Below are 13,883 nucleotides of genomic sequence, written 5' to 3'. Positions count from 1 at the left end.
TTTACCTTTTCGGTCAACTCGTCCACCCCCAAAGGACGTTGAAAGGGAGGCAGTGATGGAGGAAGGCTTCAGGCCCCACACCACCGACGACCCCCGACCGACCGCCGAGGCCCGACCTACCGTCGAGGCCCGACTCGGCCGCCGCGGGTTCCTGACGGCTGCCGGGCTCGCCGTCGCCGGCACCGCGCTGGCCGGCGCGACCGCCGGCCAGACCCGGGCCGCCACCCGGGCCCGCGGCACCGCGGCCGCCCCGCGGCTCGCGGCCGGCCTGCGGGTACCGCTGGACACCGTCCCGCACACCCGGACCTGGATGGCCTGGCCGGACAGCAGCACCATCTGGCGCGGCAAGCTCGGCGGCGCCCAGTCCAACATCGCCCTCGTCGCGCGGACCATCGCCAAGTACGAGCCGGTGACCATGTGCGCCAACCCGGCCGGCGTCGCCAAGGCGCGCTCGATGTGCGGCCCGGCCGTCACCGTCATCGGGGACATCCCCGTCGACGACTGCTGGATGCGGGACACCGGCCCGGTCTTCCGCACCGACGGCCTGGGCGGCCTCGACACCATCGGCCTCAACTTCAACGGCTGGGGCAACCATCAGAACCCGCACGGCAACGACGCCCTGGTCGCCCAGCGCGTCGCCGCCTACCTCGGCCTCCCGTTCACCACCGCCGGACTGGTCGCCGAGGGCGGCGCCATCGAGACCGACGGCTCCGGCACGCTGATGGCCACCCGGAGCAGCATCATCAACGCCGACCGCAACCCCGGCATGTCCCAGGCGGCGATCGAGAGTGCCATGTGCGCCGCCTACGGTGCCACCGAGGTGATCTGGTTCCCCGGCATCGCCGGCCAGGACATCACCGACGACCACGTGGACGCCACCTCGCGCTTCCTCGGCGCCGGCACGGCCGTCGTCCAACTGCCGCTGCCCAGCGACACCGACGTCTGGTCCCAGGACGAGCGCCAGCAGTACGCGATCCTCGGCTCCGCCACCAGCGCCCAGGGAGCCCCGATCTCGGTCAGCACCATCCAGGGCCCCGACTACTACCGGATCCGCTCCGCCGACCCGAACTTCGTCGGCTCCTACGCCAACTACTACCTCTGCAACAACGCGGTGATCTCGGCCCAGTTCGGCGACACCCAGGCCGACAGCGCCGCCCTCGCCGCCCTCGCCCGGCTGTTCCCCGGCCGTACCGTCGAACAGCTCAACATCGACTACCTCGGGGCGGGCGGCGGCGGCATCCACTGCGTCACCCAGCAGCAGCCCGCCGCCTGAAGTCGCGCGCGACCCCGACGGCGGCCGGCCCGGGGCCCGTCCACGACGGGTCCCGGGCCGGCCCGCCCGGTCAGCCGAGCGCGGGGATGTCGTGGGTGGCGCAGTGGATCCCGCCGCCGCCGGACGCGATGGCGTCGATCTTGACCGGGACGATCTCCCGGCCCGGGAAGTACTGCTTGAGGATCTGCTGCGCCCGGTCGTCGGCCCGGGCGTCGCCGAACTTCGGCAGGTAGACGCCCTTCGAGCCGATGTAGAAGTTCATGTACGAGGAGACGAAGGCGTCGCCGCGCCCGGTGATCTTGTCCGGGTCGGGCTGCTGCAGCTCCACCACCTGCAGCTTCTTGCCCGTCGCGTCGACGGCGTCCTTGAACATGCCGCGGGCCTGGTCGGCCGAGCGGGACCAGACGTCCGCCGGGCTGCCGGGGAAGGCCTGGTCGAGCAGGACGACTCCGGGGGCGGCGAACCGGGTCAGGCAGTCGACGTGGGCGTCGGTGATGTCCTTGCCCTTGACGCCCGCGAGCCAGATCACCTTGGTCACGCCGAGGACCTTCTTCAGCTCCGCCTCGACCTGGTCGCGGCTCATCCCCGGGTTCCGGTTGTCGTTGACGACGGAGCTCTCGGTGACCAGCAGGGTGCCCTGGCCGTCCGTTTCGAAGGAGCCGCCCTCGGCGACCAGCCGGGTCTCGACCCGCTCCACGCCGTACTTGGCCAGCACCGTCCGGGCGACCTTGGAGTCGTTGCCGCGCTGCTGCTTGCCGCCCCAGCCGTTGAAGTTGAAGTCGACGCCCTTGACCTTGCCGCCCTCCTCGACGAAGACCGGCAGGGTGTCCCGGGCCCACAGGTCGTCGACGGCGATCGGCACCACCTCGACGGCCGAGCCGCAGGCCTTCTGCGCGGCGTCCTTCTGCTCGGGGCGGGCCATCAGTACGACCGGCTCGCGCGCCGAGATCGCCTGGGCGAGGCCCGCGACGTCCCGGCGGACGTCCGGGAGCTGGTCGCCCCAGACGTTCTCGGAGGCGGGCCAGGACATCACCGTGCGCAGGTGCTTCTCCCACTCGGCGCCGAAGCGGCGGGCACCCGTGCCGCCCGGGGCGGTACCGCCGGGCTGGGGGGAGGCCGAGGCGGCGTCCCCGGGGTCGAGGTCGTCCAGGTTGTTGCAGGCGGTCAGGCCGAGGGCGAGGGCGCCCGCGCCGGCCAGGTTGCGCATCAGGGTACGGCGGGACATGGCGGTGGTCATACGGCTACTCCGGCTGTGGTCGGGGTCGGCGGAAGGAGGGGCGGGACGGCTACGGCAGCGGCTCGTGCATGGTCGAGCAGTGGATGCCGCCGCCGCCGGTCATCAGCCGGTCGACGTCGAGCTGCACCACCTCCCGGCCGGGGAAGGCCGCGGCAAGGGTGTCCCGCGCGGCGGCGTCCTTGTAGGCGTCGCCGAACTGGGCGGTGATGACCCCGCCGTTGACGAGGTGGAAGTTGAGGTAGGAGTCCACGAACTTGGAACTGCGGGAGCGGACGGTGTCCGGGCCGTGCACCACGATGACGTGCAGCCGGCGGCCCCGGGCGTCGGTCGCGGCGGACAGGATGGCGAACTGCTCGCGGGCGTCCCGCGCCCAGGCGTCGTTCCGGTCGGCGGGCGGCAGCTGCACCATCACCACGCCGGGCCGGACGAAGCGGGAGGTGACGTCGACGTGGTCGTCGGTGATGTCCTGGCCCTTGATCCCGGGCAGCCAGATCATCTTGTCCGCGCCGTAGGCCTCCAGGACGGCGTCCTCGATCTCGTCCCGGCTCATGCCGCGGTTGCGGTTCTTGTTGACCAGGCTGCTCTCGGTGGCCATCACGGTGCCGTCGCCGTCGGTCTCGATCGCGCCGCCCTCGCCGACGAAGTCCGCGTAGGAGTGGCGCAGGCCCCGGCGGGTGGCGACGCGTTCGGCGACCCGGGCGTCGTCGTAGTGGACCTGCTTGTTGCCCCAGCCGTTGAAGTTGAGGACCACGGCCTCCAGGCCGCCGTAGCCGTCCAGGCGGAACACCGGCGCGGTGTCGCGCATCCACAGGTCGTCGGTGGGGATGGCGCTGATCACCTCCACCGCGGCGCCGCACCGCTCCCGGGCCTTGTCCGCGCTCCAGTCGTCGGGGGCGCACATGACCACCGGCTCGAACTGCGCGATGGTGCGGGCGATCAGGGCGATGTCCTCCTGGACGCCGCCCAGGCGCAGCCCCCAGACGCCCCGGCGGGAGGGCCAGGACATCCAGGTCCGCGCGTGCGGGACGTCGTCGGCGGGCACCCAGGGGTACGCCTCGGTGGATCGGTCATCGCGGTAGTGGCTCATGAGGGTCTCCAGATCGTGCGGCGGCGCCGGAAGGGCGCACGGGGCCGCCAGGTCCACTCTTCGCGCCGCAACGCACCGGCGCACCACGGGAACGCGCCGGCGGCAGCGCCCTGCCTGTGGCTCAGGCTCCGGGTTCAGGCTGGCATTGACTGAAAAATCAGTCAAACTCATCGGCGTGCCATGACTCCCCTGCCGGGGAGTCTGTACGGAGCGTGACCGTTCGCCCGGGGCGGGGCCCGGTCAGGAGTCGAGCCGGTCCACCTCGGCGGCGATCGCGTCGACCATCAGCGTGCGGGCGTGCGCCAACGGCAGGCTGCAGCTGAGCCAGCGCGTGCTCAGCCCCTCCAGCAGCGCGGTCAGCCGCTCGGCGGCACCGGCCAGCGCGACCGCCGAGGACATCGGCCGTACGACGCCGAGCAGCTCGGCGATCTCCTGCACCCAGATCCGGGTGGCCCGCGCGAGATCCTCGCGCAGGGTCTCGTCGAACACCGCGCTCGCCCGCAGCTCGCCCCAGGCGGTGCTGTTCTCCCGCACCTCGACCGTGTCCTGGAGCTCCAGCAGCAGCGTCTGCTCCAGCTCCTCGCGCGCGGTCAGCGGCGGTGCGTCCGCCGGGCGGTCGGTCGTGTAGCGCTCCGCCCGGTCGTTGATGAACTCCAGCGTGTGCCGGAGGATCCCCGTACGGTCCTTGAAGTGGTAGTAGACGAGCGCGGTGGACACACCCGCCTCCGCCGCGAGTTCCTCCACCCGCAGCCCGCGCACCCCGCGCCGGGCGATCACCCGGGCTGCTGCTTCCAAGATCGACGTTTTACGACTGGCCACGATCCACCACCTTACCCGGGCGCTCCGGCCAAGATCGGGCCGGTCGCCCGAAGGGCCCGCGGGCCCCGGCGGTGCCGGCGGACCGGCCGGGGAAGATCGAATCTGATAAACCGTCAAATACCGTGCGACGGCAGGCGAACCGGCCTTCCGCCGGGCGGTCCCCGTCCTCGCCGAGCGCCTGCTCGCCCGCTGCACCGAGGCCCCCGCGACCACCCCCGGCCTCCTCGACGGCGCCGCCGGCCTGCTGCCGGCCCTGCTGGCCGCGACGACGTCCGTACCGCCCTCATGGGACCGGGCCCTGCTGCTCTCCTGAGGTGTCAGGGGAGCGGCAGGGCCCGGTCAGGGGAGCAGCGGTTCCGTCAGATCGGTTCCGTCACAGCCGCTCGGGCACCGGGTTGCCCACGGCCTCGATGGCCCGGCGCAGGGGCACCTTCACCAGCACCGCGAAGCCGATCACGAAGAACACCAGCAGCGAGATGATCGCCGAGCGGTAGCTGCCGGTGACCTGGTACGCGAGGCCGAAGACCAGCGGGCCCATCCAGCTGGTGCCGCGGTCGCTGACCTTGTACAGGCTGAAGTACTCCGCCTCCCGGCCCGCCGGGATCAGGTGCGAGAACAGCGAGCGGGAGAGCGCCTGGCTGCCACCGAGCACCAGGCCGATCATGCAGGCCAGGACGTAGAACCAGGCCGGCTGGTGGGCGGGCATGAAGTAGCCGAGCGCCAGGGTGATCACCCAGCCGACCAGCGAGCCGAGGATGGTCCGCTTGGCGCCGTACCGCTGGGCGATCCGGCCGAGCAGCAGCGCGCCGCCGATCGCCACGACCTGGACCATCAGTACGGCGGTGACCAGCGAGGTCTGGTCCATGCCGAGCTCCTCGCTGCCGAACAGCGAGGCCTGCGAGACGACGGTCTGGATGCCGTCGTTGTAGCAGAGGAAGGCGGCGAGGTAGAGCAGCGTCAGCGGGTGCTTGCGCATGCCCTTCAGGGTCCGGCCGAGTTCCCGCAGGCTGCCCTCGGCGGGTCGGTCGGCCGCGGCGGCGGCCCGGCTGGGCGCGACGCCGGCCCGGGAGGGCAGTCGCAGCAGCGGGACGACGGTGAACAGCGCCCACCACAGTCCGGCCGAGGCCAGGCAGATCCGCACGGCGGTGCCGGAGGACAGTCCCAGCGAGTCGCAGTTCTGGAACAGCGCCAGGTTGGCGATCAGCAGCAGGCCGCCGCCCGCGTAGCCGTAGGCCCAGCCCTTGGAGGAGACCTTGTCGCGCTCGTCGGGGGAGGCCAGGCCCGGCAGGTAGGCGTAGGAGAGGGCGACCGACACCGCGTACGCGATGTTGGCGACCACCAGCAGCGCGCCGCCGAGCAGGTACTTGTCGCCGTCGAGGAAGAACATCCCCATCGTGGCGAGCGCGCCGACGTACGCGAAGCCGCACATCAGCTCCTTGTGCCGCCCGGTGCGGTCGGCGACCGTGCCGGTCAGCAGCATCACCGCGACGGAGATCAGCACGGAGAAGGAGACGGTGTACGGGAAGAACGATCCGGCGCGGATCGACAGGCCGAGCGGGTGCACGTCGCCGGAGGCGTCGGCGGCCTTCTTGGCCACCTCGGTCAGGTACGGCCCGAGGAACACCGTCAGGACGGTGGCGGAGAAGGCGGCGTTGGCCCAGTCGTTGATGTACCAGCCGAACTGCGTCCGGCGCAGGGCGCGGCCGTCGTCGCTGGCGCGCGGCGGGTCCTCCGCCACGTGGTCCTGCAGGTGGTCCGTGGTGCTCATGCGGCCCTATCTCCCCGTGCTGGAGCCGGTGCTGCCGTCCGTCCAGCAGCCGCGCTCGCTGAGGACGTCCCGGAGGACGTCGATGCGATCGGCCATGATGCCATCCACACCGAGGTCCAGGAGAGAGCGGATCCGTGTGGGATCGTCCACAGTCCAGACGTGTACCTGCAGGCCGAGCCGGTGCGCGGCCCGGACGAAGGCCCGGTCGACCACCGGCACGCCCCGGTGCCGCTCCGGCACCTGCGCGCAGATCCCGAGGTACGGCGACGCCCCGCGCTCCGGCCGCGGCGACCTCGGCAGCACCAGCTCGCCCAGCGAGCGCAGCCGCAGCCGCGCCACCTCGCGGGGCCCGAGCGAGGTGGCCAGCCGGGGTCCGGCGGCGGCCCGGACGGCGGCCAGGCGGCTGTCGGAGAAGCCGCCGACGCAGACCCGGTCCCAGGCGTTCGTCCGGCGGATCGTCTCGACCAGCGGAGCGACGGCCGGCGCCGCCTTGACGTCGATGTTGAACCGGGCCGCCGGGAACGCCCCGAGCAGGTCCTCCAGCAGCGGTACCGGCTCCGTCCCGCCGATCCGGGCCCGCCTGACGCTCTCCCAGGGCAGCTCGGCCACCGCCCCGCCGCGGTCGGTGACCCGGTCGAGCCGGGAGTCGTGGAAGGCCACCAGCACGCTGTCGGCGGTCGCGTGCACATCCGTTTCGAGGTAGCGGTACCCGAGTGCCACGGCGGCCTCGAACGCGGCGAGCGAGTTCTCGGGATGCCCGAGCTCACCACCCCGGTGCGCGAAGGCGAGCGGCCCCGGATGGTCGAGGAAGGGGTGCATGTGGTGCTCCGAGCTGCGGGGAACAGGTGGCCGCGCTGCCCGTTCCACGGCCGTCCCGGATCGCGCGCGTTACAGTATTACGCACTCTGTCAAGCAGTAACGATCACTGCCCCGCCTCCCCCGGAGAGCGGGGGAGGCGGGGCAGTGGCGCGGGGTACCCGGGAGTCAGAGGCTCAGGGGCCGAGGCTCAGGGGTTGGTGATGAGCACGTCGTTCGGCCGGCCCAGCGAGCTGCCGTCGCGCAGGAGCACCTCGTCGGTGAGCATCGGCACGGTGACCGGCGAGGGCGGGAGCGGCGCCGGCTGGGGCGCGGGGCTCGGGGCCGGCGGCAGGGTGACCTGGCTGCCGAACGCGGGCGGCTTGGGCATGGTGTTGCCGGTGCCCGAGAGGTCGACCAGATCCGCGAGGCCGCCGTCGTCGTCCACCCGCCGCACGCCCAGCGGCGGCAGGCCGAGCAGCTGGAGGGCGGTCTTGGGCAGGCTGACGTGGGAGCACCAGCGCGAGTCGATGCCGGGGCGGACCCGGCCGCCGAACATCAGCAGCGGCACCCGGGGTCCGAAGGCGAGCTGGACGCCGTCGGAGGTGTACTCCACCTTGGGGGTGTCGACGTGGTCGTCGAAGCCTCCCCAGTCGTCCCAGGTCAGCATGAACACCGTCTCGTCCCAGGAGCTGGCCTGCACCACCGCGTCGACGGCCTGCCAGACCGCGTCCATGCCGAGCTTCACGTCCGCCTTGGGGTGCTCGTCGTACGGGCCGTCGTGCCACACCATCGACAGGGCCGGCAGCGAGCCGTTCCCCGCGTCGTCGAGGAACTGCTGCGAGGGCTTGGCCGAACGCACGATGTTCGCCGACCCCTTGAGCTGCTGGTAGAACTCCACCGGGTACCCGGTGGCGCCGGTGTAGGCCTTCCAGCTGAGGCCGTTCTCCTGGACGTGCCCGGGCAGCGAGGGCAGGTCCCACACCGGCTGGCTGTTGTGCGGAGGGTTGCGCAGCGTGGGGGACTGGCCGCCGGTGATGAGCATGTGGTTGGGCGTGGAGTTGGTGCCGAAGCCCGAGCAGTGGTTCTCCAGGAACGCGCCGGAGGCCGCCAGCCAGGCGTAGAACGGCAGATCGGTGGCGGTGTCGAACTGCACGTGGGCGGCGGTGCCCTGCTGGGTGAGCCAGCGGTAGTAGGCGTGCCGGTCGTGCGGCGGGTCGGCCACCGGGGGGTTGGGCGAGACGGGCCAGCCGGTGGCGACGTTGGCGCCGTAGGGCGCCATCGAGAGGAAGTAGTTGTCGGTGGTGTGGTTCTCCTGAACCATGATCACCACATGCTTGATCAGGCCTGCCGGGGACGACGTGGACATGGGCACCTCTCCGGACAACGGGCGTACGTGGACGATCTATTGACGCACGCTCAGCCTTCGCCGACCCGGCGCGCCGGGCCGTCGCTCACCGCAACGGCCCAAGGCGCTCCCGTGGCGCGGGGTCACCGTCCGGGAAACCCGATTTTGCGATCATCTGGTTCTCGCATATGGTGGTCACACCGACGCGGGGTGGAGCAGCTCGGTAGCTCGCTGGGCTCATAACCCAGAGGTCGCAGGTTCAAATCCTGTCCCCGCTACTACAGAGTCCGGGGCCGGCGCGTGATCGCGTCGGCCCCGGACTCGTTCCGCTCCGTGCGGCCGCCGCGAACCGCGGGTCGGATGTCGTACGAGGCGCCGTCAATCCGTCACCGGCATCTAGGCTGACCCCCGTGTGCCGGGTGGGCCGACCCGTTCGCCCCCCGATGGCCCCGGCGAGAGGTGGGCTGACGGCATGACGACGGCCGTGGTGGTCGGCAGCGGCCCCAACGGGCTTGCCGCCGCGATCCGCCTCGCCCAGGAGGGCGTCACGGTACGGGTGTTGGAGGCGCGGGAGACGATCGGCGGCGGCACCCGGTCCGGTGAGCGGACGTTGCCCGGGCTGATCCACGACGACTGCTCCGCCTTCCATCCCACCGGCGTCGCCTCGCCGTTCCTGCGGTCGCTGGGCCTGGAGGAGTACGGGCTGCGGTGGCTCTGGTCCCAGGCGGAGCTCGCCCACCCCCTGGACTCGGGAGCCGCCGGGGTGTTGTGGCGCGACCTGGACCGGACGGCCGAGCTCATGCCGCCGGCGGACGGCAGGACGTGGCGGCGCGTGTTCGGCCGGCTGTCGAGTCGCTTCGACCAACTCGCGGACGACGTCCTTCGTCCCGTCCCGCACGTGCCCGGTTCGCCGCTGGCCTTCGCCGAGTTCGGTGCCCAGGCCCTGCTGCCCGCCTCGTGGACGTCCAGGAGGTGGAGCGGCGCCCAGGCCCGGGCCCTGTTCGGCGGCGCGGCGGCCCACGCCTTCAGCTCGCTGCGCACGCCGTTCAGCAGCGCCATCGGCCTGATGCTGATCGCCGTCGGCCACGCCCACGGGTGGCCGGTGGCGCAGGGCGGCTCGCAGGCGATCACCACCGCGATGGCGCGGCTGCTGGAGCGGCTCGGCGGCACCGTCGAAACCGGAGTGGAGGTCCGCGAGCTCGACCAGCTCGACCGGCCCGACCTCGTCCTGCTGGACACCGGCCCGCAGGCCGCCGTCCGGATCCTGGGCGACCGCCTGTCGCGCCGGACCGCCCGCGCCTACCGGCGGTACCGGTACGGCCCCGCGGCCTTCAAGGTGGACCTGGCGGTCGAGGGCGGCATCCCGTGGGCCAACGAGCACTGCCGGTCCGCGGGCACCGTCCACCTCGGCGGGACGTTCGAGGAGGTCGCCGCCGCCGAGGAGGCGACCTTCCGCGGCAGGATGCCCCGCCGGCCCTTCGTGCTCGTCGGTCAGCAGTACCTGGCCGACCCGTCCCGCTCGGTCGGGGACCTCCACCCGGTCTACGCCTACGCCCATGTCCCGCACGGCTACCGGGGCGACGCGACCGAGCCGGTCCTCGACCAGATCGAGCGGTTCGCCCCCGGCTTCCGGACGCGCGTCCGCGCCCGGTCCGTCCGTACGGTGGCGCGGATGGGGTCGGACAACGCCAATCACGTCGGCGGCGACATCGTCGGGGGAGCCAACACGGCGCGCCAGCTCGTCCTGCGGCCCCGCCTCGCCGTGGACCCGTACGCGACCGGGGTGCCCGGCGTGTACCTGTGCTCCGCCGCCACCCCACCGGGTGCGGGGGTGCACGGGATGGCGGGTTTCCACGCGGCGGAGTCGGCCTTGAGGCGGCTGGCGAAGCGCTGACGGTGACCGGGTCGCTCCCGGATGGTCGGGGCCGACCTCGAACCGTCGGAGTGGAGAGGGCGGGCGAAGCTGAGTATGCTTCAAACTCGGTAAACAGAGCCATAGCCCATCTCGCCTCATCTTAGCATGGAGGGCTGGTAGGTTGTCAAATCCCGACGCGGAGACCCGGCGTGAGCAGGAGTACGTGTCCATGCTCTACGGACGGCTCGACGAACTCAGGCAGCAGTTGTCCGAGCGGATGGCGGCGGTCCTCAAGGCCTCCGGCGGCACGGACCAGGCGAGGCTGGAGCGCAACGTCACCCACGCCATGTACTCCGGCCGGCTGGCCCAGCTCGAAGCCGCCGACCACGGGCTGTGCTTCGGCCGGCTGGACCTGCTCGACCACAGCCGTCTGTACATCGGGCGGGTCGGCCTGTTCGAGGACTCCGAGGAGTCCGAGCCGCTGCTCGTCGACTGGCGGGCGCCGGCCGCCCAGCCGTTCTACCTGGCCACCGCGGTGAACCCGGACGGCGTCCGGCTGCGCCGGCACATCAGGGAACGGGGCCGCGTCGTGGTCGACGTCCACGACGAACCGCTCGCGCCGGACGGGCTCGACACCGCGACCGCCGGGGCCGGCCCCGGCGGGCCGGCCGGCGAGACCGCCCTGCTCTCCGCGCTCAACGCCGGCCGCACGGGGCGGATGTCGGACATCGTCGAGACCATCCAGGCCGAGCAGGACCGCATCATCCGGGCCGAGCACGGCGGGGTCCTGGTCGTCCAGGGCGGCCCGGGCACCGGCAAGACGGCGGTGGCGCTGCACCGCGCGGCGTACCTGCTCTACACCCGCCGTCAGCAGCTCACCCAGCGGGTCGTGCTGGTGATCGGGCCGAACCCGACCTTCCTGCACTACATCGGCGACGTGCTGCCGGCCCTGGGCGAGACCAGCGTCCTGCTGGCGACCGTGGGCGACCTCTACCCGGGGGTCCGGGCCGACGCCCCGGAGCCGGCCGAGGTCGCCGAGGTCAAGGGGCGCCTGGTGATGGCCGAGGTCATCCAGGCGGCCGTCCGGGACCGCGAGCACGTGCCCGACGAGCCGATCGAGATCGACTACGAGGGGCAGACGCTGACGCTGGACCCGGCGACCGTGACGCGGGTGCGCGACCGGGCCCGTGGCGCACTGCTCCAGCACAACGTGATCAGGCCGCTGGTGGTCCGGGAGATCACCTCGGCACTGGCCGACCGGTACGCCGACCTCATCGGAGCCGACCCCTTCGGCGGGCCGCGCCTGCTGGAGGACGAGGAGGTGGAGGACATCCGGCGGTCGATGCTGGAGGACTCCGCGGTGCGGGACGTGCTCGACCTGCTGTGGCCCGAACTGACCCCGCAACAGCTGCTGGCGGACCTGTTCCGCTCGCCGGAGCGACTGGAGTCGGCGGCTCCGGAGCTCGACCGGGAGGACCGGGCGTCGCTGCTGCGGGACGAGGACGAGGAGGGCCCCTGGTCGGCGTCCGACGTCCCGCTGCTGGACGAGGCCGCCGAACTCCTCGGCGAGGACGACCGGGTGGAGCGCCGGCGCGAGGAGGTGGCCTGGCGGCAGCGGGTCGAGTACGCCCGGGGCGTCCTGGACGTCGCGGCGGGCTCGCGGTCCCTGGAGGCGGAGGAGGGCGAGGCGCTGACCGCCTCCGACCTGGTCGACGCCGAATGGCTGGCCGAGCGGAACGAGGAGGCCGACCGCCGTACCCCCGCCGAGCGGGCCGCGGCCGAGCGCACCTGGACCTTCGGCCACGTGATCGTGGACGAGGCCCAGGAACTGTCCGAGATGGCCTGGCGGTTGCTGATGCGACGCTGCCCGACCAAGTCGATGACCATCGTGGGCGACACGGCGCAGACCGGAGACCTGGCCGGCACCGGGTCGTGGGCGCGGGTTCTCGACCCCTACGTCGCCGGCCGGTGGCGGCTCGAACAGCTCACCCAGAACTACCGGGTACCGGGCGAGATCATGGCCGTCGCGGCCGAGGTGCTGGCCGAACTCGACCCGGAGCTGGACGCACCCCCCTCCGTACGGGACTCGGGCGAGCAGCCCTGGCACCTGCGGGTCGAGCCGGGGCGGCTCGCCGAGCGGCTGGCCGAGGTGGTCGCCAGGGAGGCGGCGGGGCTCGACGGGCGGCGGCTGGCGGTCATCGTGCCGGACCAGCTGCTGCCGGACCTCGCGGAGGCGGTGCTGGCGGCGGTGCCGCAGGCGTCCGTGGGTGAGGACCCCGCGGCGCCGAGCCCGGTGACGGTCGTGGACGTCAAGCAGGTCAAGGGGCTGGAGTTCGACTCGGTGCTGATCGCGGAGCCGGGCCTGATCGTCGACGACTCGCCGCGCGGACTGAACGACCTGTACGTCGCGCTCACCCGCGCCACCCAGCGGCTGGGCGTCGTGCACAGCGGTGAGCTGCCCGCCGCGCTGTGGCGGCTCGCGCCCCTGGGCGGGTGATCACCGGTTCACCGTTGCAGGACGCGTCGTAGCCAGCGGGTGCGGGCGGCGTGGGCGTCCCGGCTGAGGGTCGCGTCCGGGGCGAGGGTGTCGAAGCCGTGGCAGGCGCCGGGCCACACGTGCAGTTCGGCGTCGCCGCCGGCCTGCCAGATCGCGTTGGCGTAGGCGACCGCCTCGTCCCGGAAGGTCTCGGCCGACCCGGCCTCGACGTAGGTGGCGGGCAGCCGGGCCAGGTCGGTGGCGCGGGCCGGGGCGGCGTAGGGGGAGAGGTCGGCGGCGCCGTACCGCTCGCCGAGCAGGGCCTGCCAGGCGGTGGCGTTGGAGGCGCGGTCCCAGGTGTCGCGGCCGGCCATCTGACGGCTGGAGAAGGTGTCGCCGCGGTCGTCGAGCATCGGGCTCAGCAGCAGCTGGCCGAGCGGCGCCGGACCGCCGCGGTCGCGGGTCAGCAGGGCCAGGGCCGCGGCGAGCCCGCCGCCGGCGCTCTTGCCGCCGATGACCACACGCCGCGCGTCCACGCCCAGCACACCCGCGTGCTCGACCGCCCAGACGAGTCCGGCGTAACAGTCCTCCAGCGCCCCCGGGAAGCGGGTGCGCGGCGCGAGCCGGTACTCGACGGACACGACCGCCAGCCCCAGCGGCAGCGCCCACCCGCGCAGCAGCCGCGGCAGGACGGACCACGCGTTGCCCGTCACCATCCCGCCGCCGTGCAGGTAGTACAGCAACGGCAGCACCCCGTGGACCCCGGCGGGCCGCGCGCTGACCAGCGTGACGTCGCCCTCGCCGTCGGCCCGGGGAACGCTCTGCTCCGCCACCTCGAACCGGCCGCCGTCGCGCAGCCGTTCGAGCGTCGGCCGGGGCCGGTCGGCGCGATCCCGCTCCTGCCACGCCGCCAGGCCCTCCGGGGTGAGCACCTCCCGCGCCCCCGCGCCGGCGGCCGCCACCGCCGCCCCCACCTGCGGGTCCAGCGCAGGCACCTGCCACGCCGCCGATCCACCCGTCATCCCGAACCCCCTGTGCCCGCTGAACGCCCTGGCCCCGCCCCGGCCATAGCCTGCCAGTTTTGCCAACTCCTGCCCACCGGGCGAAGGCCACCGACGTGACGGCCGGTAACTGAAGCCGGCCTCACCTCTGGCCGCGGAAGCCGGCCTCGGCGAGGTTGTCCATCGCCCGCACCCCGGCCCTCAACCGCGCCGCCGCACCCCGA

Annotated in this window: 10 protein-coding genes and 1 tRNA gene; 4 read left to right on the top strand and 7 right to left on the bottom strand. The window is 73.0% G+C overall.

Annotation, left to right across the window (positions count from 1 at the left end; genetic code table 11):
* Positions 1-55: 55 nt before the first annotated feature.
* Positions 56-1,273, top strand: coding sequence for an agmatine/peptidylarginine deiminase (locus ACGF12_RS29780; protein ID WP_393036657.1), 1,218 nt, complete (start codon positions 56-58; stop codon positions 1,271-1,273).
* Positions 1,274-1,343: 70 nt separating this feature from the next.
* On the opposite strand, the gene ACGF12_RS29775 is transcribed toward ACGF12_RS29780, so the two are convergent.
* The 6 genes from ACGF12_RS29775 to ACGF12_RS29750 form a co-directional block, all read right to left on the bottom strand.
* The gene (locus ACGF12_RS29775; protein ID WP_393036654.1) at positions 1,344-2,498 is read right to left on the bottom strand and encodes an agmatine/peptidylarginine deiminase; all 1,155 of its coding nucleotides are present in this window, start codon (positions 2,496-2,498) and stop codon (positions 1,344-1,346) included.
* Positions 2,499-2,559: 61 nt separating this feature from the next.
* The gene (locus ACGF12_RS29770) at positions 2,560-3,597 is read right to left on the bottom strand and encodes an agmatine/peptidylarginine deiminase (protein ID WP_393036651.1); all 1,038 of its coding nucleotides are present in this window, start codon (positions 3,595-3,597) and stop codon (positions 2,560-2,562) included.
* A gap of 240 nt (positions 3,598-3,837) precedes the next feature.
* Positions 3,838-4,416: a TetR/AcrR family transcriptional regulator gene (locus ACGF12_RS29765; protein WP_393036648.1), complete on the bottom strand. Its 579-nt coding sequence runs from the start codon at positions 4,414-4,416 to the stop codon at positions 3,838-3,840.
* Between the two features lie 373 nt (positions 4,417-4,789).
* Complete coding sequence (locus ACGF12_RS29760; protein ID WP_393036645.1) at positions 4,790-6,184, bottom strand: MFS transporter; 1,395 nt, start codon at positions 6,182-6,184, stop codon at positions 4,790-4,792.
* Between the two features lie 6 nt (positions 6,185-6,190).
* Positions 6,191-7,003, bottom strand: a complete 813-nt coding sequence (locus tag ACGF12_RS29755; protein WP_393036643.1) for a glycerophosphodiester phosphodiesterase — start codon at positions 7,001-7,003, stop codon at positions 6,191-6,193.
* Between the two features lie 187 nt (positions 7,004-7,190).
* Positions 7,191-8,348 carry an alkaline phosphatase family protein gene (locus ACGF12_RS29750; protein ID WP_393036640.1) on the bottom strand — a complete coding sequence of 386 codons (1,158 nt, stop codon included), beginning with the start codon at positions 8,346-8,348 and terminating at the stop codon, positions 7,191-7,193.
* A gap of 183 nt (positions 8,349-8,531) precedes the next feature.
* Here ACGF12_RS29750 and ACGF12_RS29745 point away from each other — a divergent pair.
* The 3 genes from ACGF12_RS29745 to ACGF12_RS29735 all read left to right on the top strand — a co-directional run bounded on the left by ACGF12_RS29745 (position 8,532) and on the right by ACGF12_RS29735 (position 12,679).
* Positions 8,532-8,605, top strand: a tRNA-Met gene (locus tag ACGF12_RS29745).
* Positions 8,606-8,799: 194 nt separating this feature from the next.
* Positions 8,800-10,221, top strand: a complete 1,422-nt coding sequence (locus ACGF12_RS29740) for a phytoene desaturase family protein (protein ID WP_393036637.1) — start codon at positions 8,800-8,802, stop codon at positions 10,219-10,221.
* A 142-nt stretch (positions 10,222-10,363) separates the two neighbouring features.
* Positions 10,364-12,679 (top strand): HelD family protein, encoded by a 2,316-nt coding sequence (locus ACGF12_RS29735; RefSeq protein WP_393036634.1) that lies wholly within the window; start codon positions 10,364-10,366, stop codon positions 12,677-12,679.
* 8 nt (positions 12,680-12,687) lie between these two features.
* Here the strand turns inward: ACGF12_RS29735 and ACGF12_RS29730 are convergent, their stop codons facing one another.
* The gene (locus ACGF12_RS29730) at positions 12,688-13,680 is read right to left on the bottom strand and encodes an alpha/beta hydrolase (RefSeq protein WP_393036631.1); all 993 of its coding nucleotides are present in this window, start codon (positions 13,678-13,680) and stop codon (positions 12,688-12,690) included.
* Positions 13,681-13,883 lie beyond the last annotated feature (203 nt).

It is taken from the genome of Kitasatospora sp. NPDC048296 (assembly GCF_043201815.1).
Classification (GTDB): Bacteria; Actinomycetota; Actinomycetes; order Streptomycetales; family Streptomycetaceae; genus Kitasatospora.
Note: the sequence above shows the minus strand (reverse complement) of the source record. Positions and strands in the feature narration are given on the sequence as shown.

Excerpts from the sequence above, each read along its gene's own strand:
- ACGF12_RS29780 (WP_393036657.1), top strand. The coding sequence starts at position 56 with ATGGAGGAAGGCTTCAGGCCCCACACCACCGACGACCCCCGACCGACC.
- ACGF12_RS29775 (WP_393036654.1), bottom strand. The coding sequence starts at position 2,498 with ATGTCCCGCCGTACCCTGATGCGCAACCTGGCCGGCGCGGGCGCCCTC.
- ACGF12_RS29770 (WP_393036651.1), bottom strand. The coding sequence starts at position 3,597 with ATGAGCCACTACCGCGATGACCGATCCACCGAGGCGTACCCCTGGGTG.
- ACGF12_RS29760 (WP_393036645.1), bottom strand. The coding sequence starts at position 6,184 with ATGAGCACCACGGACCACCTGCAGGACCACGTGGCGGAGGACCCGCCG.
- ACGF12_RS29755 (WP_393036643.1), bottom strand. The coding sequence starts at position 7,003 with ATGCACCCCTTCCTCGACCATCCGGGGCCGCTCGCCTTCGCGCACCGG.
- ACGF12_RS29750 (WP_393036640.1), bottom strand. The coding sequence starts at position 8,348 with ATGTCCACGTCGTCCCCGGCAGGCCTGATCAAGCATGTGGTGATCATG.
- ACGF12_RS29740 (WP_393036637.1), top strand. The coding sequence starts at position 8,800 with ATGACGACGGCCGTGGTGGTCGGCAGCGGCCCCAACGGGCTTGCCGCC.
- ACGF12_RS29730 (WP_393036631.1), bottom strand. The coding sequence starts at position 13,680 with ATGACGGGTGGATCGGCGGCGTGGCAGGTGCCTGCGCTGGACCCGCAG.